General features: G+C 72.7%; 20 protein-coding genes. 8 read left to right on the top strand and 12 right to left on the bottom strand.

Translation table 11 applies throughout. From position 1 onward, the window contains the following. Window positions 1-26 precede the first annotated feature (26 nt). The gene (locus J7462_RS30695; protein ID WP_208569425.1) at window positions 27-1427 is read left to right on the top strand and encodes a HAMP domain-containing sensor histidine kinase; all 1401 of its coding nucleotides are present in this window, start codon (window positions 27-29) and stop codon (window positions 1425-1427) included. Between the two features lie 243 nt (window positions 1428-1670). On the opposite strand, the gene J7462_RS30690 is transcribed toward J7462_RS30695, so the two are convergent. Both J7462_RS30690 and J7462_RS30685 read right to left on the bottom strand, forming a co-directional pair. After that, a complete protein-coding gene (locus tag J7462_RS30690) occupies window positions 1671-2690 on the bottom strand; it encodes an adenosine deaminase (RefSeq protein ID WP_219469569.1) in 1020 nt (339 codons plus the stop codon). Continuing rightward, window positions 2687-3481: a trans-aconitate 2-methyltransferase gene (locus J7462_RS30685; RefSeq protein WP_219469566.1), complete on the bottom strand. Its 795-nt coding sequence runs from the start codon at window positions 3479-3481 to the stop codon at window positions 2687-2689. The genes J7462_RS30690 and J7462_RS30685 overlap by 4 nt, the downstream gene beginning before the upstream one ends. A gap of 85 nt (window positions 3482-3566) precedes the next feature. On the opposite strand from J7462_RS30685, the gene J7462_RS30680 reads away from it, so the two are divergent. Together J7462_RS30680 and J7462_RS30675 are read left to right on the top strand one after the other, a co-directional pair. After that, window positions 3567-4550 carry an aldo/keto reductase gene (locus J7462_RS30680; RefSeq protein WP_219469563.1) on the top strand — a complete coding sequence of 328 codons (984 nt, stop codon included), beginning with the start codon at window positions 3567-3569 and terminating at the stop codon, window positions 4548-4550. 85 nt (window positions 4551-4635) lie between these two features. Beyond that, a complete protein-coding gene (locus J7462_RS30675; RefSeq protein WP_219469560.1) occupies window positions 4636-4830 on the top strand; it encodes a hypothetical protein in 195 nt (64 codons plus the stop codon). A 110-nt stretch (window positions 4831-4940) separates the two neighbouring features. Here the strand turns inward: J7462_RS30675 and J7462_RS30670 are convergent, their stop codons facing one another. The 7 genes from J7462_RS30670 to J7462_RS30640 all read right to left on the bottom strand — a co-directional run bounded on the left by J7462_RS30670 (window position 4941) and on the right by J7462_RS30640 (window position 9446). Then, window positions 4941-5144 (bottom strand): cold-shock protein, encoded by a 204-nt coding sequence (locus tag J7462_RS30670; RefSeq protein ID WP_067306996.1) that lies wholly within the window; start codon window positions 5142-5144, stop codon window positions 4941-4943. A gap of 361 nt (window positions 5145-5505) precedes the next feature. Further along, the gene (locus J7462_RS30665) at window positions 5506-5778 is read right to left on the bottom strand and encodes a DUF4235 domain-containing protein (protein ID WP_208569420.1); all 273 of its coding nucleotides are present in this window, start codon (window positions 5776-5778) and stop codon (window positions 5506-5508) included. Continuing rightward, window positions 5775-6134: a DUF3618 domain-containing protein gene (locus J7462_RS30660; RefSeq protein WP_219469557.1), complete on the bottom strand. Its 360-nt coding sequence runs from the start codon at window positions 6132-6134 to the stop codon at window positions 5775-5777. The genes J7462_RS30665 and J7462_RS30660 overlap by 4 nt, the downstream gene beginning before the upstream one ends. Then, the gene (locus J7462_RS30655) at window positions 6131-6565 is read right to left on the bottom strand and encodes a phage holin family protein (RefSeq protein WP_208569418.1); all 435 of its coding nucleotides are present in this window, start codon (window positions 6563-6565) and stop codon (window positions 6131-6133) included. The genes J7462_RS30660 and J7462_RS30655 overlap by 4 nt, the downstream gene beginning before the upstream one ends. A gap of 318 nt (window positions 6566-6883) precedes the next feature. Continuing rightward, on the bottom strand, window positions 6884-8122 hold the full coding sequence (locus J7462_RS30650) for a mechanosensitive ion channel family protein (protein ID WP_219469554.1): 1239 nt from the start codon (window positions 8120-8122) through the stop codon (window positions 6884-6886). Window positions 8123-8202: 80 nt separating this feature from the next. After that, window positions 8203-9024 (bottom strand): DUF1206 domain-containing protein, encoded by an 822-nt coding sequence (locus tag J7462_RS30645; protein ID WP_208569416.1) that lies wholly within the window; start codon window positions 9022-9024, stop codon window positions 8203-8205. 59 nt (window positions 9025-9083) lie between these two features. After that, entirely contained in the window at window positions 9084-9446 is a 363-nt protein-coding gene (locus tag J7462_RS30640; RefSeq protein ID WP_208569415.1) for a hypothetical protein, read from the bottom strand. 81 nt (window positions 9447-9527) lie between these two features. Here J7462_RS30640 and J7462_RS30635 point away from each other — a divergent pair, with 81 nt between their 5' ends. Further along, complete coding sequence (locus tag J7462_RS30635; RefSeq protein ID WP_219469551.1) at window positions 9528-10754, top strand: cysteine desulfurase-like protein; 1227 nt, start codon at window positions 9528-9530, stop codon at window positions 10752-10754. A 141-nt stretch (window positions 10755-10895) separates the two neighbouring features. Here J7462_RS30635 and J7462_RS30630 read toward each other — a convergent pair whose 3' ends face one another. Then, window positions 10896-12383 carry a glycoside hydrolase family 3 protein gene (locus tag J7462_RS30630; RefSeq protein ID WP_219469547.1) on the bottom strand — a complete coding sequence of 496 codons (1488 nt, stop codon included), beginning with the start codon at window positions 12381-12383 and terminating at the stop codon, window positions 10896-10898. 139 nt (window positions 12384-12522) lie between these two features. Here J7462_RS30630 and J7462_RS32835 point away from each other — a divergent pair, with 139 nt between their 5' ends. From J7462_RS32835 to J7462_RS30615, 4 genes are all read left to right on the top strand, one after another. Then, the gene (locus J7462_RS32835) at window positions 12523-12648 is read left to right on the top strand and encodes a hypothetical protein (RefSeq protein WP_255470159.1); all 126 of its coding nucleotides are present in this window, start codon (window positions 12523-12525) and stop codon (window positions 12646-12648) included. Window positions 12649-12726: 78 nt separating this feature from the next. Beyond that, window positions 12727-13677: a TIGR03557 family F420-dependent LLM class oxidoreductase gene (locus tag J7462_RS30625; protein ID WP_219469544.1), complete on the top strand. Its 951-nt coding sequence runs from the start codon at window positions 12727-12729 to the stop codon at window positions 13675-13677. A gap of 188 nt (window positions 13678-13865) precedes the next feature. Then, window positions 13866-15497 (top strand): RecQ family ATP-dependent DNA helicase, encoded by a 1632-nt coding sequence (locus tag J7462_RS30620; RefSeq protein WP_219469541.1) that lies wholly within the window; start codon window positions 13866-13868, stop codon window positions 15495-15497. A 63-nt stretch (window positions 15498-15560) separates the two neighbouring features. Beyond that, window positions 15561-16064: a hypothetical protein gene (locus J7462_RS30615; RefSeq protein ID WP_219469538.1), complete on the top strand. Its 504-nt coding sequence runs from the start codon at window positions 15561-15563 to the stop codon at window positions 16062-16064. Window positions 16065-16194: 130 nt separating this feature from the next. Here the strand turns inward: J7462_RS30615 and fxsT are convergent, their stop codons facing one another. Together fxsT and J7462_RS30605 are read right to left on the bottom strand one after the other, a co-directional pair. Next, the gene (gene fxsT / locus J7462_RS30610; RefSeq protein ID WP_219469535.1) at window positions 16195-18543 is read right to left on the bottom strand and encodes an FxSxx-COOH system tetratricopeptide repeat protein; all 2349 of its coding nucleotides are present in this window, start codon (window positions 18541-18543) and stop codon (window positions 16195-16197) included. Next, complete coding sequence (locus J7462_RS30605) at window positions 18536-19006, bottom strand: hypothetical protein (RefSeq protein ID WP_219469532.1); 471 nt, start codon at window positions 19004-19006, stop codon at window positions 18536-18538. The genes fxsT and J7462_RS30605 overlap by 8 nt, the downstream gene beginning before the upstream one ends. Window positions 19007-19223: the final 217 nt, after the last annotated feature.

Below are 19223 nucleotides of genomic sequence, written 5' to 3'. Positions count from 1 at the left end.
CGGCGCTGGCCGCCCTGACGGCCGGCATGTGCGCGCTGGTCGCGTCGGCGTTCCTCGTTCCGCTCGGGCTGACCCTGCGCGGTGAGGTCCGGGAGGAGGCGCTGGCCGACGCGGCGCGACGCGGCGCGATGGTCACGGGCGCGCTCGCCGTCAGCACCGCCCCGGCGACGGTCCGCCGCGCGGTCGAGGCCACCGGTGACGACCCGGCGACCCGCCCGGTGGTGCACGGCCTGGCCGGGGAGCAGCCCGCCGGCCGGGCCTCCGCCGAGGATGTGGAGCGGGCCCGCGCCGGGGAGCAGTCGCGGGTCGTCGACGTCGACGGTGGGCTGGTGCGGCTCGACCCGGTGGTGCTCGACGGCCGGGTCGCCGTGGTCGAGGTCTTCGTGCCCGCCGCCGTCCTCGACGAGGGGGCGGGTGGCACCTGGCTGCTGCTCACCGGGGTGGCCGTGGCACTGGTCGGCGCGGCGGTGGTCGTGGTGGACCGGGTCGCCGCGCGCGCCGTCGACTCCACCAGGGGGCTGGTCCGCGCCGCGCTCGCCGTCGGCGACGGTGACCTGGGGGTACGGGTCGAGCCGAGCGGTCCCCGTGAGCTGGCCGAGGCCGGGTACGCGTTCAACCGGATGGCCGACCGGCTGGTGGCGGCCCGCACCGACGAGCGGGAACTGGTGGCGGACCTGTCGCACCGGCTGCGTACCCCGTTGACGGTGTTGCGGTTGGACGCCGAGGGGCTGGACTCCGACGACACCAGTGTCGGCTCGTTCAGCCCGGCGGAGCTGGACCGGCGGCGCACGATCCGGCGTATCCGGCAGGCGATCGTCACCCTGGAGGGCGAGATCGACGTCCTGATCAAGACGACCCGTAAGTCCGTCGCGCACGAGGCCGGGCCGGCCGAGTGTGACGTCAGCGAGGTGGTCCGGGACCGGATGGTGTTCTGGGCGGCGCTGGCCGGCGACCAGAACCGCCCGCACCGGGTCAGCGGCGCCCAGTTCCGGATTCCGGTGCTGGTGCCCCGGGCCGAGCTGGCCGCCGCCCTGGACGCGGTGATCGGCAACGTCTTCCGCTACACCCCGCAGGGCACCGCGTTCGAGGTGGCCGTCTCCCGTCGGGACGGTTACGTGGCGATCCGGATCGACGACGCGGGGCCGGGCATCGCCAACCCGGACCGGGCGTTGCGGCGTGGTGCCAGCGGCCAGGGCTCGACCGGGCTGGGGCTGGACATCGCCCGGCGGGTGGCGTTGCAGGCCAACGGCTCGGTGAGCCTCGACCGGGCCCGGCTGGGCGGGGCGAGTGTGGTGATGCTGCTGGCCGATCCGCAGGCGACGCCCCGGCAGGTCAACCGGTTCGGTCTGGTGGGCCGGATGGCACGCGAGGCACGCGAGCAGAAGGGTGGCCGCCGCTGGCCCCGGCCGCGTCCGACCGACGACTGAGCGCCGCCTGCGGGCCGGGTCGCGCCGGCCGTGACTGTGCTGCGGCGCAAGGTTTCCTTAGATCCGGATTAACGACGGCGACGCGGGACGTGCCGGCTGACAGGATCTGTCCGAACCCATCAGTTCCACCGGCCTGTCGCCCCTGACACCCACCGGCCGGTGGATCGGTACGCGCGGCGGGGGCACGGTCCCCCACACCAGCTCCCGCCGCGTGTACACCACTTCTCCCGACCCCGTGGTGGGTCAGTGGGCCGCCACGAAGGCGTCGATCTCGGCGATGATGCGGGCTTGGCCGGCCGGGTCGAGGAACGAGGCGGACACCGCCTGGCGGGCCAGCGCGGCGAGCCCGTCGGGGCCGGTGTCGAGCAGTCGGGCGGCGACCGCGTACTCGTCGTTGAGGGTGGTGCCGAACATCGGCGGGTCGTCGGAGTTGATGGTGACCCGCACCCCCGCGTCGACCAGTTGCCGCAACGGGTGCTCCTCGATCCGGGCGACGGCCCGGGTGCGCACGTTGGAGGTCGGGCAGACCTCCAGCGGGATGCGCCGCTCGGCCAGGTGGGCGAGCAGCTCCGGGTCCTGCGCGGCGGAGATGCCGTGGCCGATCCGCTCGGCACCCAACTCGCGCAGGGCGTCCCAGACGGTCTGCGGGCCGGTGGTCTCCCCGGCGTGCGGGACCGAGTGCAGCCCGACCGCCCGCGCCTGGTCGAAGTACGGCTTGAACTGCGGCCGGGGTACGCCGATCTCAGGGCCGCCGAGGCCGAAGGCGACCAGCCCGTCGGGGCGCTCGTCGAGGCTGATCCGCAGGGTCTCCTCGGCTGCCGGTAGGCCGGCCTCGCCGGGGATGTCGAAGCACCAGCGCAGCGCGATGCCGAAGTCGGCCTCGGCGCGGCGGCGGGCGTCCTCGATGGCCTCGCAGAACGCCGGTGCGGGGATGCCCCGGCGCACGTGCGAGTAGGGGGTGACGGTCAGCTCGGCGTAACGGACCTGCTGGCGGGCCAGCTCGCGGGCCACCTCGTGGGTGAGCAGCCAGACGTCGTCGGGGTCGCGGATGAGGTCGACGACGCTGAGGTAGACCTCGATGAAGTGGGCGAAGTCGCGGAACGCGAAGTAGTCGGCGAGGGCGTCCGGGTCCGCCGGGACGGGGCTGCGTCCCTCGTGCCGGGCGGCCAGTTCGGCGACGATCCGGGGGGACGCGGAGCCCACGTGGTGCACGTGCAGCTCCACCTTGGGCAGTTCGGCGATGAAGGCGGACAGGTCGGTCACTGCTGCTCCTCTTGACGGGCACCCGTACGGGCGACCACGAAGATCCGACGGAACGGGAAGTACACCTGACCCTGCCGTACCGGGTACGCGTGGGCCAACCGGGCTGCCAGCGTGGCGCGGAAGTCGGCCAGGGCGGTGTCGTCGAGCACCGCCCGCACGGGGCGCAGGGCGGTGCCGTCCAGCCAGCTCAGCACGGGGTGTTCGGCGTCGGCACCGGCGGGCAGCAGGTGCAGGTAGGTGGTTTCCCAGGCGTCGACGGCGCAGCCGGCGGCGGTCAGCGCGGCGGCGTACCCGATCGGGTCGTCGACGGGGTCCTCGCGCAGCAACGGCCGGACGGTGGCCGCCCAGCGGGGGTCTGCGGCGACCTCCCGCAGCGCCCGGTGTGCGGGACCGGCGAAGTTGCCGGGGACCTGGACGGCGAGCCACCCACCGGGCGGCAGTGCGCCGGCCCAGCGGCGTAGCAGGGCCGGGTGGTCGGGCACCCACTGGAGCACCGCGTTGGCGACCAGCACGTCCACGTCGGGGGCGGGCCGCCAGTCGGCGACGTCACCGACGGTGAAGTCGACGGTGGTGTCGAGCGTGCGGGCCCGGTCGATCATCTCGGGGGACGAGTCGAGGCCGGCGATCCGGGCGGCCGGCCAGCGGCGGGCGAGGGTCGCGGTCAGGGTGCCCGGCCCGCACCCGAGGTCGACGACGGCCCGTGGGTGCTCCGCCCCGACCCGGGCGAGCAGGTCGTGGAACGGCCGGGACCGTTCGTCGCCGTAGCGTAGATAGCTGGTCGGGTCCCACATGACTACCCCCATACCGTACGTACGTTTTGTTGCGACGGTACGGCCCACGCTGCGCCCCGGCAACCTGGTCACTAGGCTTCACCACATGGAACAGCGCAGCTTCGACCGGCTCGGCCGGCAGGTGGGTGTGGTCGGTCTCGGGGCCTGGCAGCTCGGCGCGGACTGGGGACAGGTCAGCGAGAGCGACGCCCTGGCCGTCCTCGACGCCGCCGTGGAGTCCGGCGTCACCTTCCTCGACACCGCCGACGTCTACGGCGACGGCCGCAGCGAACAGCTGATCGGGCGGTTCCTGCGGGACAACCCCGGGCACGGGCTGACCGTCGCCACCAAGATGGGCCGCCGGGTCGAGCAGACGCCGCAGGCGTACACCCTGGACAACTTCCGGGCCTGGACCGACCGGTCCCGGGCCAACCTCGACGTGGACACCCTCGACCTGGTGCAGCTGCACTGCCCGCCGACCGAGGTCTTCGCCGACGACCGGGTCTTCGACGGTCTCGACACCCTGGTCGCCGAGAAGCGCATCGCCGGGTACGGCGTCAGCGTCGAGACCTGCGACCAGGCGCTCACCGCGATCGCCCGGCCGGGGGTGGCCAGCGTCCAGATCATCCTGAACGCGGTCCGGCTCAAGCCCCTCGACGAGGTGCTGCCGGCCGCCGCCGCGGCCGGCGTCGGGATCATCGCCCGGGTGCCACTGGCCAGCGGCCTGCTCTCCGGCCGCTACGACGAGCACACCACCTTCGCCGCCGACGACCACCGCACCTACAACCGGCACGGGGAGAGCTTCGACGTCGGCGAGACCTTCTCCGGCGTCGACTTCGACCTCGGCCTGACCGTGGTGCGTCGGCTCGCCCCGCTGGTCGGCGACGGACGCACGATGGCCCAGTTCGCCCTGCGCTGGATCATCGACCAGCCCGGGGTGACCGTGGTAATCCCCGGTGCCCGCAACCCGGAGCAGGCCCGCGGCAACGCCGCCGCGGCCGGCGCCCCCGCGCTGACGGCGACCGAACTCGACACCGTCCGGTCGGTCTACGACGAGCTGGTCCGCCCCCGGGTGCACGACCGGTGGTGAGCCACGCCGGCCGGGTCGTCGCATCGGCCCGGCCCGGCCCGCATCCTGGTGACCGGGTCGGCTCCGACCCGGGGAGGGGGGACCGGTGAGAGGGTGGCTCACGCTCACCCTGGGCCTGCTGGCCGTGGTGGTCGGTGCCGTCTGGACCGTCCAGGGCCTCGGCTATCTCGACGGCAGCCTGATGAGCGACCAACGGTTCTGGGCCGTCGCCGGAGTGCTGCTGGTGCTGGCCGGGCTGGTGCTGCTGCGGCGCGGCCTGCGCGCCCGCCGGCTGCCCTGATCCGGGCAGCCGCGCGATGCGGAAAGCCCCGCGTCCTGAGGTGGACACGGGGCTTCTCGTTGATCCGGCTGGCCGGATCACCCGGGCTGGCGTTAGCCGACCGGCTTCGCTCAGAGGGGGCGGACCTGCTCGGCCTGCGGACCCTTCTGACCCTGGGCGATCTCGAACTCCACCCGCTGGTTCTCCTCCAGCGAGCGGTAGCCGCTGGACTGGATCGCCGAGAAGTGGACGAACACGTCAGCACCCCCGCCATCGACGGTGATGAAGCCGAAGCCCTTGTCAGCGTTGAACCACTTCACGGTTCCCTGCGCCATGTGTATCTCCTTCTAAAACTGGCGGCCGAGCACGCCGTGCGGCCGATTGGCCGTTTCGAGCAGCGGTGACCCGGGCAGCCACCCACGAGGGGAAGACCGCTCCGTGCCGACGCCGTCTCGCAACAGCGGGGATCAGCAAACCACGTACCCAAAAACTCTGCACAGCCTAATCGACGAAATTCTTCGACATGTGACCTGACGGATGCCCGACGATTGCTGACCGGCTCGGCAAAGCCAGGCAAAAGGGCCCCCCGCCCATCGATGGGTCGGGGGGCCACAGGTCGTCGTCACCGGACCGGAGGGCCGCCGTCGTGGCCGGCGCGGTCGCCGCGCCGGCCCCGGTGGCGCGCGCCGGGACGGGTCAGTCGGGCCAGCGCCCGGTCAACCGTCGTACGCCGACCGCGCCGCCCCGGTCCACCGCCGCCCGGACGACGGAGAAGATCGCCCCCTGCAACGCCGCCGCCGCGAGGATCTCGCCCCAGCGGCGGTCCTCGTCGGTCGGGTCGGGCGCCTCACCGTCCCCGGCGGTCGCCTTCCACACCTGCCGGAAGATCGTTCCGGCCAGCGCGCCGGCCGCCAGTCCCAGCAACACCCCGACCGGCTTGTACGCGGTCCTGCTGATGCCCTTGCTCACCTGCGCCTCCCCCGAATGATCAACAACACCACCACCGCGGCCACCGCACCGGCCGCTATCGTCGCCCACGGCACCGGATCGCGCCGCACCGCCACCGAGGTGTCGTACGCCTGGGCCCGCGCGAGGTCGACACCCTGCGCCGCCTGGCCCCGCACCCGGGCCACGGTCAGCGCGGCCTGCTCACGCACCCGCTCCTTCGCCTGCTCCGCCGAGTCCTTCAACCGGGCCTTGACGTCGGCCTTGGCGGCCAGCATCTCCATCGTCTCGCCCAACTCCACCCGGGTCCGCCGGATCTCCTCGCGCAGCGCCTCGGTGTCTCCGGTCCCGTTGCCGTTGCTTCCTGTCGTGCCGGTCATGCCCGTCCCCTGTCCTTCACCGCGGCGGTGACGGTGTCCACGTCCGCGCGGACGCTACGCACGGTCGCCTCCGGCATCGGGGGGACCGCCTGGCTGACCTGCTTCTTCCCGACCAGGGCGAGCACCCCGGCGATGAGGAAGAGCACCACCGCCACGATCAACGCCGCCGCCCAGGCGGGTAGCACCAGAGCCAGCAGCAGGATCGCGGCGGCGACCAGTGCGCCGAGCCCGTACAGGGCCAGCGCCCCGCCCCCGCCGAAGAGGCCGATCCCGATCCCGGCGTGCCTGCCCTTCTGGGTCAGCTCCGCCCGGGCCAGGGCCAGCTCGTCCCGGACCAGTCGGGAGACCTGCTCGGTGGCCCGCTGCACCAGTTCGGCAGTGGACGGCTCGCTCCCGGTCCGGGACGTACGGTGGTTCGCGACGTCAGCCATGCTGTCCTCCTTTCGTCATCACCGCGCTGTATGCCCGGAGCCGCCGTCCGTCAATCCTGCACACGGTGACCAACCACATCTGACCCCAGGTCGGCCCGGATCGTCCGGCGAAACGCGGAAGCGGGACCGACACAGCCCCCGAGACCAACTGTCACGAGGGCTGTGTGACGACCCGGCGGCGGCCGGCGGCACTTCCACCCGGCCCGGCGCCGGACGGCGGATCGGCTCAGCGCCGGACGGCGGATCGGCTCAGCGCCGGACGGCGGATCGGCTCAGCGCCGGACGGCGGATCGGCTCAGCGCCGGACGGCGGATCGGCTCAGCGCCGGCCGTCGACACCATGGTCGGCACCGACGGCGACGCCGTCGCCACGGGCGTCGCCGTCGGGACCCACGAACGCCTCGCTGCGGGCGTCGCCGTCGTCGCTGCCACCGAAGACCCGGGCGTCGTCGGGCACCTCGCCCTCGGACCGGCGGCGGACCGGCCGGCGCGGCTGCACCCACTGCCAGGGCAGGCTGCCCGAGGAGTCCCCCAGCTCGGTACGGGTCCGGGGCAGCGCGGTGGGGCGGTGGTCGCGGACCCAGCCGACCAGGTGCTCGCGCACCAGGCAGCGCAGGTCCCACAGGCTGCCGGCGTCGGCGGCGCTGACCAGGGCGCGCACCTTGATCGCGCCGCCGGTGGCGTCGGTGACCTGGAGCACGCAGACCCGGCCGTCCCACAGGTCGGTGCTCTCCACCAGCCGACGCAGCTCCTCCCGCATCGACTGCACCGGCACCGACCAGTCGAGGTGGAACTCGGCGGTGCCGAGCACCGCCGCCTCGGTCCGGGTCCAGTTCTGGAACGGGGTGCTGGTGAAGTAGGAGGTGGGCAGGATCAGCCGCCGGTCGTCCCAGATCTGGACCACCACGTAGCTGAGCGTCAACTCCTCGATCCGGCCCCACTCCCCCTCGACCACCACCACGTCGTCGAGGCGGACCGCGTCGCTGAAGGCGAGCTGGAGGCCGGCGATGACGTTGCCGAGCAGGCTCTGCGCGGCCAGCGCGGCGACCACACCGACCAGGCCGGCGCTGGTGAGCACGCCCGCGCCGATGCCCCGTACCGCGGGGAAGGTCATCAGCATCACACCGACGGCGAGCACGACGATCACCACGATCGTCAACCGGCGCAGCAGCACCACCTGGGTGCGTACCCGCCGGACGTGCCGGTTGTCGGGCACGTCGACCCGCAGGAACCGGGCCAACGCGGTGTCCTCCGCCACCACCAGCAACGAGGCGACCAGCCAGGCCACCGCGGCGACCACCCCCAGCACCAGGATGTGCAGCACGGCCTGCCGCCACCCGGTGCCCACCGCGTAGCCGGTGGTCCAGCGGACCGCGAACTGGACGGCCACCACCGTGCCGGCGACCTGCAACGGCCGGTGCACGTGTGCGGTCAACTCGGTCATCAGGTGGGACCGGCGGCCCAGCCGCCGGATCACCCGGTGTACCACCTCGACGAGCAACAGCGCGATCGCCGCCGCGGTGGCCGCGGCGGCGATCGTCTCGAGGTAGTCCTGCACGTGGTTGTCTCCCTCCGGCCGGGCTGATCGCAATCGGGCAAAGGCCCAATGGTGCCCGGCGTTTCCGGTATCGACCAGGCTCAGATCTTGCGGAACCGGGACTGGAAGAAGCAGTAGACCCCGAAGGCGGCGATGCCGAGCGCCATCAGCGCCAGGATGAACGGCCCGTACGGCTGGTCCCGCAGGGTGCGCAGCGCGGCGTCCAGGCCACGGGCCTTCTCCGGGTCGTAGTTGATCGCCGCGACCACGATCAGCAGGCCGGCGACGGCGAACACCGCACCCCGGGCGATGTAACCGGCCATGCCCAGCCGGCGGACCGTCTGCCGGGTCTTGCCGTTCATCTCGTTGGTCTTGAGGTTCCGCTCGAACTTCTTCTTGTAGCCGTAGATCACCATGCCGATGCCGACGGCGGCGAGCACCAGGCCGGCGAACCCGACCAGACCACGGCCGCCGCTGGAGGCCATCAGCTTCTCGCTGAACTGCTCCTGCTGGTCGGCGCTGTTGGAGCTGGCGTCCTGCACCACCTTGATCGAGGTCCAGGCGAGCCAGAGGAAGACGACGGTACGCACGACCGAGGCGATCCGCTCGAAGAGGCGTTCCTTGCCGCGCTTGGCGTGGTGGCCGACGGCCGCCTCCAGGGCCTGCCAGATGGCCATCGCGATCAGGCCGACGGCGATCGCGATCAGCAGGAACTTGCCCATCGGCTGGGCGCCCAGGGCGCGCAGCGCCCCGTTCTGGTTGCCCTCCTCGCCGGAGCCGGCGAAGGCGATCTGGAGGATGACCCAGGCGAAGAGCAGGTGGACGATCCCGTAGCCGATGAAACCGGCCCGGGCGAGGAGTTCCAGCCAGCGGCTGTCCGCGGTGCGGCTAGCGGTGGCTTGGGCGTTCCGGGTGAGAGACATGGGCCCACAATCTCCGTTCGGGAAGATCCCCAAACGTGGTGCCGCCGGCCCGGGGCAGGTCAGCTGCCGGCGTTGCGCGACACCCGGATCTGCACCTGCTGGTCGGTGACGCTGTCCAGGGTGACCGCGAAACCGCCCACCTCGGTGGCCTGCTGGCCGATGGTCAACGAGAGCTGCTCGCCGGCCACCTCGACGGTGACCTGGTCACCCTGCGCGCCGATCAGCTTCGCCTCGACCCCGAGGATGGAGGCGCGGGCGTCGACACCCCGGTCGAAGGTGACCGTGCAGGCGTCCAGCCCGCAGTCGGTGTCGGCGCCGTCCGAGCTGCATCCGGCCAGCACGGCCACGCCGAGCGCCAGGCCGGCCAGCAGGCCGGCGGTCCGACGGAGGGGGGTGGGGGCGGTGGCGCTTCGCTTCGTCACCCCACCAAGGGTACGAGACGTTGCCCAGCCCACCACCCGGGTGGATCTCCGGCCTGGTGGCGGGCGGGCTAGGGTCCCGGCATGCCGATCGACATCACCCGGACCCGGGCCGCGTACCCCGCGCTCGCCGAGGGCTTCGCCCACTTCGACGGTGCCGGTGGCACCCAGACCCCGCAACCGGTGATCGACGCGGTGGCCGACGCCATGCGCCTCGCGGTGGGCAACCGCAGCACCGCCTCCGTGCCCGGCCGGCGTTCGCTGGAGCTGGTGACGCAGGCCCGCACGGCGGTGGCCGATCTGCTCGGCGGCGCACCGGAGGGGGTGGTGCTGGGGTCGAGCGCGACCACGCTGACGTACACCCTGGCCCGGACGCTGGGTGCGGACTGGGGCCCCGGGGACGAGGTGGTGGTCTCCCGGCTCGACCACGACGCCAACGTGCGGCCCTGGGTGCAGGCGGCCGAGGCGGCGGGGGCGACCGTCCGCTGGGCGGAGTTCGACCCGGGCACCGGTGAACTGCCCGCCGGGCAGTTCGCCGACCTGGTCGGCGCGCGGACCCGGCTGGTCGCGGTGACCGCCGGCAGCAACGCCACCGGCACGATGCCGGACGTGGCGGCGATCGCCGCGGCGGCACACGCGGTCGGCGCGCTGGTCTGTGTGGACGGGGTGCACTCGGTGCCGCACGGTCCGACCGACCTGGCCGCCTCGGGTGCCGACTTCCTGGTCACCAGCGCCTACAAGTGGTCCGGGCCGCACCTGGGGGCTATGGTGGCCGACCCGGCCCGCTGGGCGGGGCTGCACCCGGCCAAGCTGATCCCCTCCTCCGACGCGGTGCCCGACCGGTTCGAGGCCGGCACCCCGAGCTTCCCGCTGCTCGCCGGGGTGGCCGCCGCCGTCGACCACCTGGCCGGGCTGGACCCGACGGCGACCGGGGACCGCCGGTCGCGGATCCGGGCCGGCCTGGCCGCCGCCCAGGCGCACGAGGGGTCGGTCTTCGCCCGACTGGCCGCCGGGCTGGCCGCCCGCCCGGCGGTGACCGTCCTGCCGGCCGGGGCACGCCGCTGCCCGACCGTGTCGTTCCGGCTGGCCGGGTGGACGCCGGCCGGGCTGGCCGCCGCACTCGGCGCCGCCGGGCTCTGCCTGTCCAGCGGCGACTACTACGCCTACGAGTACTTCCAGGCGCTCGGGTGGCGCGACAGCGGCGGTGCCGTCCGGGCGAGCGTCTACCACTACAACACCCTCGACGAGGTGGACCGGTTGCTGGCCGAGCTGGACCGGCTCACCGACCAGGGGGAACCGGCGGCCCGCTGAACCGCCGGGGGCCGCCGGCCTGGCCGCTGAACCGCCAGGGGCCGACCGGCCTGGCCGCTGAACCGGCGGTTCGGCCGGGTGGTTCGGCGGAGCGGGTCAGCGGGGCGGGCCGGCGGGGCGGGGCGGGCCGGCGGGGCCGGGTCAGCGGGCTCCGGTGAGCAGTTCGGCGGCGGCCCGGGCGGCGGCCCGGGTCGCGCCGTGGGTGGCCAGGTGCAGCCCGCCGGTGACCAGCTCGGGCAGGCCCAGTTCGACCACGACGGCGTCCGGCCGGGTGTCCAACGCCCGGTCGACCGCGGCCCGCATCCAGGGGTGCCGGTGCAGGTCCCGTACCACCAGCACCAGCGGTCGGCCGGCCGCCGCGGCGGTCGGGTCGGCGGGCAGGTCGGCCTCGGTGAGCCGGACGGTGGTGGTGCCGGGAATCAGGTCGGCCAGGGGTGCCCCGAGCCCCCACGGGGTCTCCGCGCCGATCGCGATGTTGTGTGGCGCGGCGAACTCGACCACGTGCGCGGCGGCGGTCAACGGCAGCCGGCCGACCGCGTCGCCGCTGACCCGTACCGCCCGCCGGGCGGCGGTCAGGCCGACCGGTGAGCCGTCAGCGGGGCGTGGGGCGTGGGCGGGCCGGCCGGCGCGGGCGGCGGTGCTCCACTCGGCGAGCTGACCGACCCGCTTGGCGGCCTCGGCGAGGCGCTCCTCGGGCAGCTCACCGGCGAGGACCGCGGCCACGATCGCGTCGCGCAGGTAGCGGGCGGTGGCCTCGTCGGCGCGTTCGCCGCCGACGCAGACCGCGTCCGCCCCGGCGGCGAGGGCCCGTACGGCGGTGCCGGCGAAGCCGTACCGGTCGGCGACGGCGCGCATCTCCACCGCGTCGGTGACCACCACGCCGGAGAAGCCCAGCTCCTCGCGGAGCAGGTCACCGAGGATGCGGGGGCTGAGGGTGGCCGGCAGGTCGGGGTCGAGGGCGGGGACCAGCAGGTGCCCGGTCATCACCGCCTGCACCCCGGCGGCGACGGCGGCCCGGAAGGGGACCAGCTCGCCGGCGTCGAGCCGGGCCCGGCTGGCGGCGATCCGGGGCAGGTCGTGGTGGGAGTCGACCCGGGTGTCGCCGTGGCCGGGGAAGTGCTTGGCGCAGGCAGCCACCGCGGCGGACTGGAGGCCGCGTACCCAGGCGGCGGTGTGCCGGGCCACCAGCTGCGGGTCGGCGCCAAAGGAACGCACCCCGATCACCGGGTTGGCCGGGTTGATGTTGACGTCGGCGTCCGGCGCGTAGTTGAGGGTGATGCCGAGGTCGGCGAGTTCGACGCCGAGGTCGCGGGCCACCTCCTCGGTGAGGGCGGGGTCGTCGACGGCGCCGAGGGCGAGGTTGCCGGGCCGGGAGCTGCCCCGGCCGGACTCGATCCGGGTGACGTCGCCGGCCTCCTCGTCGATGGCCACCAGCACGTCGGGGCGCTCGGCGCGCAGCGTCGCGGTGAGCGCGGCCACCTGCTCGGGGTCGACGACGTTGCGGGCGAACAGCACCACCGCGCCGAGCCCGTCGGCGAGCCACCGGCAGACCCAGTCGGGCGGGGTGGTGCCGACGAAGCCGGGTTGCAGGACGGTGGCGGCCAGCCCCGCCAGGTTGCGCTCGTTCATCCGGCCCCGGTACCCCCGTCGCGTGTCGACGGCCCGGTGCCGTCGCGGTGCTGCCATGGTCACACCGGGCGACGTAATAGTCAATAAACCTTACTGTTACTGTCTGGCGTCGGTCGGGGAGGCGTGCGACAGTGCGGGGATGGACCTGCCGCCGCTCGCCGACGCCACCTCACCGGCCGACATCCCCGGCGTACGCCTGCTCGGCCTGGTGGTCGGCGGGTTGCTGCTGCTGGCCGCGATCCGCGCCATGTTCGGCCGCCGCTGACCGACTGATCCCCCACCACCCGGGGTACCGCTAGCGGAGGTCGCGCCGCACCCGGCGGCGTCCCGGCGAGGGGACACCATGAAGATCGGTTACTTCCTGTCCAGTGAGGAGTTCACCCCGGCGCAACTGCTGGAGCAGGCCCGGGGTGCCGAGCGGGCCGGTTTCCAGGCACTGTGGATCTCCGACCACTACCATCCGTGGACGGACGCCCAGGGGCAGAGCCCCTTCGTCTGGTCCGTCATCGGGGCGCTGAGCCAGGTCACCTCGTTGCCGGTGAGCACGGCGGTGACCTGCCCCACGGTCCGCATCCACCCGGCGGTGCTGGCGCAGGCCGCGGCGACCAGCGCCGTCATGCACTCCGGCCGGTTCGTCCTCGGCGTCGGCACCGGCGAGGCGCTCAACGAGCACATCCTCGGCGACGCCTGGCCGCAGACCGACGTCCGGCTGGAGATGCTGGAGGAGGCCGTCGCCGTGCTGCGGGAGCTGTGGCGGGGCGACTTCGTCAACCACCACGGCCGGCACTACACGGTGGAGCACGCCCGTATCTACACGCTGCCCGACACACCCCCGCCGGTGTACGTCTCCGGCTTCGGGCCCAAGGCCGTCGACCTGGCCGCCCGGATCGGCGACGGCTACGTGAGCATGATGCCCGACGGCGACCTGGTGAGCCGGTTCCGGGACAACGGCGGCGGCGACAAGCCGTGCCAGGCCGGCTTCAAGGCCGCGTACGCCGACACCGAGGACGAGGGCGCCCGGATCGCGTACGAGACGTGGCCCAACGCCGGGGTGCCGGGCGAGTTGTCCCAGGTGCTGCCCTCCCCCCGGCACTTCGAGCAGGCGGCCCAACTGGTCACCCCGGAGCAGGTGCGGCAGGGCTTCGTCTGCGGCAACAGCGCCGACGCCCACCTCGAGATGATCGACCGGTACGCCAAGGCCGGCTTCGACGAGGTCTACGTGGGCAACGCCGGCCCGCACTGGCAGGGCCTGTTCGACCTCTACCAGCGTGAGGTGCTCCCCCACCTCCGCTGACCCCTCCCCCACCGACCACGATCGACCACGGGTCACCGACGCACACCGCCGTCGGTGACCCGTGGTCGATCGCGCGTGCGCGCCCGGTCACGACGCCTGACCTGCGACGTACCGGCCCCCGTGGGCGGTGGGTCCGATCCGGTGGGAGCGGTTTCGGCATTGATGCCCCCGGGTACCTCCGGCCCTCGATGAAGCTGTCCATGCACTCGACGACGTTGCGCCGCGCGGCGCGCAGCCTGTTCGGCTGGAAAGCGCTGCGGCCCAACCAGCTCGCCGCCATGCGCGCGGTGATGAAACGACGCGACGCCCTGGTGGTACTCCCCACCGGAGCCGGCAAGTCGGCGATCTACCAGATCCCGGCCAGCCTGATCCCCGGGCCGACGGTGGTGATCTCCCCCCTGCTGGCCCTCCAGCAGGACCAGATCGCCGCGCTCAACGAACGCCAGCGGCCCGAGCTGCGCGCGGTGCGGATCAGCTCCGACGAGAGCGCGGCCCAGCAGGCCGAGGCGATCACCGAGATCCGGCAGGGGCGGGCGGAGTTCCTCTTCATCACCCCGGAGGCGCTGGCCAACCCCGACCGGATGGCCGAGGTGCGGTCGCTGGAGCCGGCCCTGGTGGCGATCGACGAGGCGCACTGCATCTCGGCGTGGGGGCACGACTTCCGCCCCGACTACCTGGCGTTGGGCCACCTGATCGACGGTCTCGGCCGCCCGCCGGTAGTGGCGTTGACCGCCACCGCCTCCCCGCCGGTACGCGACGACATCATCGCCCGGCTGCGGCTGCGTGACCCCGAGGTGGTGGTCTCCGGGCTGGACCGGCCGAACCTGTTCGTCGAGGTCGCCCACTGCCCGACCGACGACTACCGCTGGCGACGGCTGATCGCACTGCTGCGCGACGACGTACGGCCCGGCATCATCTACGTGCCGACCCGGCGGGCCGCCGAGGAGTTGGCCGAGCGACTGACCACCGCCGGATACCCGGCGGAGTTCTACCACGGCGGGATGCCCACCGCCGCCCGGCACCGGCTGCACGAGGCGTTCCTCGCCGACCAGGTGCCGATCATGGTGGCGACCTCGGCGTTCGGCATGGGCATCGACAAGCCCAACATCGCCTGGGTGGTGCACATGGCGCTGCCCGACTCGCCGGACAGCTACTTCCAGGAGATCGGCCGGGCCGGGCGCGACGGTGCGCCGGCCCGGGTGCTGCTGCTGTGGCGGGCCGAGGACGTCGGCCTGCAACGCTACTTCTCCGGCGGCCTGCCCGACGAGACCGAGCTGCGGGACCTCGCCGCGCTGCTGCGTCGTCGACCGGCCACCAAGAAGGCGCTGCGCGAGTCGACCGGCCTCGGGCCGCGCAAGCTCGGCCAGTACCTGGCCCTGCTGGAGCAGATCGGCGCGGCCGAACCCCGGGCCGGGCAGAAGATCGGTGCCCCGCGCTACGCCCCCACCCCGGCGGAGGCCGGCGCGGCGGCCCTGGCCGAGGCGGAACGGCAGCAGACCGTGACCCGGTCCCGTACCGACATGATGCGGGCGTTCGCCGAGACCACGGGCTGCCGGGGGCAGGTGCTGCTGGCGTACTTCGGTGAGCAGATGTCGCACATCTGCGGGCACTGCGACAACTGCCACGCCGGCACCAGCGCCGCCAACGACGGCGCGGTCGGCCCCTTCCCGGTGCACAGCCAGGTCCGGCACCCCGAGTGGGGCTCCGGCCTGGTCCTCAACTACGAGGACGACCGGATGACGGTGCTCTTCGACGAGGTGGGCTACAAGACGCTCTCCGTGCGCGTGGTGTCCGAACAGGGTCTGCTGACGCTGGACTAGCCTGACCCGGGCGACCGCCCGGGTGCGGTGCCCGCAGTGAAACGAACCGAGAGGGGCTCAGTCGTGATCGAACAGCCGGCGTACACCGGGTTCGGGTTCTCCGACGAGGAGTGGGGGCTGCTGGTCGGCCTGCCGCAGTCGGTCCTGACCGCGGCGAGCGCCGCCGAGTCGGACGGCGCCCGGCGGACCCGGGCCGAGAACGCGGCCGGGTTGGAGACCATCGCCACCGGTCGGGAGTCGGCCAGCCCGCTGGTCGCCGCCGTCGCCGGGGAGATCGTGTCCCGGGTGGGCGACCCGGAGGCCGGCGAGGAGTTGCCGGTGATCTCGCCGGCCGACCCGCAGGCGCTCATCGACGACGTGCTGGTCCGGGCCGGGGAGGCGGCCGCCCTGCTGGCCGCCAAGGTCGACGAGGGCGAGGGCGGGGCCTACCGGCACTGGCTGGTGGAGATCGCCGAGCAGGTGGTCGGGGCGGCGTCCAGCGGAGGGCTGCTCGGCATCGGCGGCGACCAGGTCAGCGACTCGGAGCGGAAGTTCCGCGACCGCCTCTCCCAGGTGCTCAACGACTGACGTCGACCACGGCGACGGGCCGGGCCAGCCTGACGGCGGCCCGGCCCGCGCTGTCGTCTTGGTGCAGCGCGTACGTTCAGACGGCCTGGCGGCAGGTTCTGCGACGACGGCACCGACGCCTGAGCCGGGCTCAACGACGGCGGCGGGCCTTGCCCGTCGACTGGCGTCCACCCATCGCAGCGGCTATCCGGTCGAGGACGGTGCGGGCTTCCCTTGTGTAGGGATGCTCCCCACCGAGATTGGTTCGCAGCTTCCGATGGGCTGATTCAGCCAATCGCCGAGCTGGTAGCAACTGCCCCCGTTGAGCCATCAAACGTGCGAAATTTACCACACTGAGAAGCGTATCCGGATGATCCTCGCCGAGCACCCGCAGCCGCCTCCGATACACGTCTTCCCCAACCTCGAACGCCCGCTTGGACTTCCCGACCCGATCCAACACGTTCGACAGATTGCTCGCAATGCTTAATGTGTCCGGGTGATCTACGCCCAGCACTCTCACTGCCCGCCGATACACATCCCCCGCGACTTCCGACGCTCGCCGAAGCTCCCCAGCATCAGCTAAGGTAGTGGCAAAATTCGTCGCAGAAGCCAGCGTGTCGGGATGATCCTCACCCAACAACCGCACACGCCGACCATAAACATCCTCGTTGATTTCGCGTGCCCACCGATAATTCCCCAACCTACTGTGACTTACCGCGAGATTGGAACCGGTCTGGAGGGTGTCGGGATGATCCTCACCCAACAACCGCACACGCCGACCATAAACATCCTCGTTGATTTCGCGTGCCCGCTGGTAGTTCCCTAACTCGCTGTGAACCACCGCGAGGTCGGAAGCGGTCCGGAGGGTGTCGGGATGGTCATGGCCGAGAATATCGATCTGGCGGGTGAGGGTGTCGTCGATCAGGGGGCGGAGCCGGTCGAGCTGGCCCAGGTCGCGGTAGGCCCAGACTAGTTCGGTGGCAGCGCGCAAGGTGTCCACGTCGTCCGGGCCGTGTCGCTTCTTCCACTCCTGGTAGAGGTTGTCGGCGAGTTGCTGGGCGGCACGGCTGTCGCCCCGGCAGATCAGGTAGACGATGGCGTTCCGTGCCCGCAGGCGGAGATCGGGGTTGTCGGTGTACGCGGGGTCCGCCGCCAGCAGATGGGGCAGGACCATGCTCCACTGGGGCCAGGTCGCGGCGTCGCGGGGATCGCCCGGGTCGACGGTGCCGAGCGCTGCCTCGATGCGCGTCCTTAGCTCGGCGGCGACGGCCGATTCGATCTGGTCCCGGACGATCGCTTGGACCAGCCGGTGGACTGTGATCGTCCCGAGTTCGACCCGAGCCAGTCCGGAGGCACCGACTGCACTGATTGAACGCTGGCGCTGGAGCGGCTTGTCGATGATCTGCGCCAGCGGCGCGAGATTCTCTAGGTGCAAGTCGGCGTGCCGGGCGATGGTAACGACGAGATCGGTCGACACCGGCTCGGGTGCCAGGAACGCACACAGGTGGAGGACGGCGAGCGCGGCGGGATCCTTGGCCCCCAACGCAGTGATGCTCAGGGTGGCCGCTGCCGCTAGGGAATGCGGATAGCCTGCGGGCTGCCCCTCGTCGAGCACCGCACGCGTCTCCTCCCGGAGCACCTGCCGGTAGTCGGCGACGGACATACCGAACTCGGCCAGGTAACTCGCTGACTGCGCCAGCGCCAGGGGTAGGTCGCCAAGATCCTCGGCGAGCCGGGCGGCCTCGGTCGCGCTGATCCTGGTCAGGCGCAACGTCAGCAGTTCCACCGCCTCGGTGCGGGGGAGGACGTCCAGCTCCAAGGTCCGGGCGAGCTGTCCCCAGGCCGTGGTGCGGGACGTGACGAGCACGTGCCCGGCACCGTCCGGCAGCCAGGGGCGGAGGTCGTCGGGTCGCTCCGCGTTGTCGAAAATCAACAACCAGCGGTCCCGGCTCCGAAGGTACTCCTTGACCTTGCTCTGGGCGATCACGCTGTCCACCTGAGCGTCGAGCACGCCCAGCGCGATCCCGAGCGCGCTGAACTGCTCACCGATGGCCCCCGACTGTTCCGCCGAGATCCACCACACGACGTCGTAGTCGGCCCGGTGCCGGTACGCGTACTCCAGGGCCAACTGGGTCTTGCCGACCCCGCCGAGGCCGTGCACCGCCTGCACGGCCGCAGCACCACCGGATGACAGCCGTGCCCGCAGCTCGGCCAGCTCGCTCCCCCGACCGGCGAAGTTCGGATCCCGGGTCCGGAGATTCCACACCGACAACGGCCGATCCGCTGCGGCGGCGGGCCGATCGGTGGCGGGCCGGGGATCGGGTACGCCGCTGGTGTTGATGAAGTTGTTGATCTGGAGACCGCTGCCCACCCCGGCACTCGTGCCGTGCCCCTCGGTCTGCATCCGCTGAGTCACCAGCGGGGGCCCGTCCGCCGGCTCGCCACCTGTCCCGTGACTGCGTGACGGCTCGGCCACGGGACCGCTGGACGGCTCAGCCATCGGCGCGCTGCTCTGCAGTACCAAACGTGTTTACCTGGCTGCCGTGACCCAGCACAGCCTGCCGCGCGTTGCCGGAGGCGGTGACATGCTGTACGACGTGACCGGCAGAGCGGACCCCGGCGCTCGCGGCGACCTGCCGTACCAGCGTCTCCAGTTCGGCAGCGGCAGCCGGTTGCTCGATCAGCAGGTCCTCTAGCCGGCCCGCCCACAGCGCCTCGTGCTGTGCACGCACCCGGTCGCCGTCCGCGCCCGCCGTCTCCACCGCGCCACGGGTCCGCTCCAACTGTTGCGTCACCGCGTCCTCTCTCGCCCGGTCACCCCGGCCGAGCAACCGCACGAAGCCGGTCTTCGCCAGCCCCCACGCGTCCTGGGCTACCGCGCCCACCAGTGCCGTACCACCGGCTCCCGCCAGCGCGAGCAGTTCCTCCGCCGCCATCACAGCCCCCTGATCGGTCGCCCACATGCCCAACCCATAGGAATATCGCAACCTGTCGACGCCAGACACCCTGGACGGGCGGACGCCACCCCGGAGTCGGGAGACCGACATCGAAGACCACCCAAAAGGCCAATAACGCCTCCCGAGAGCAGGCCGGGAACCGTCGCCCTTCTTCAGCGGCGTGGCGGACCTGGGGCGGTCGCCACGGCACCGCAGAGGGGACAGCGACCGTCGGGCGCGGATC

Source organism: Micromonospora sp. RL09-050-HVF-A (assembly GCF_019374995.1).
Taxonomy (GTDB): Bacteria; Actinomycetota; Actinomycetes; order Mycobacteriales; family Micromonosporaceae; genus Micromonospora; species Micromonospora antibiotica.
Note: the sequence above shows the minus strand (reverse complement) of the source record. Positions and strands in the feature narration are given on the sequence as shown.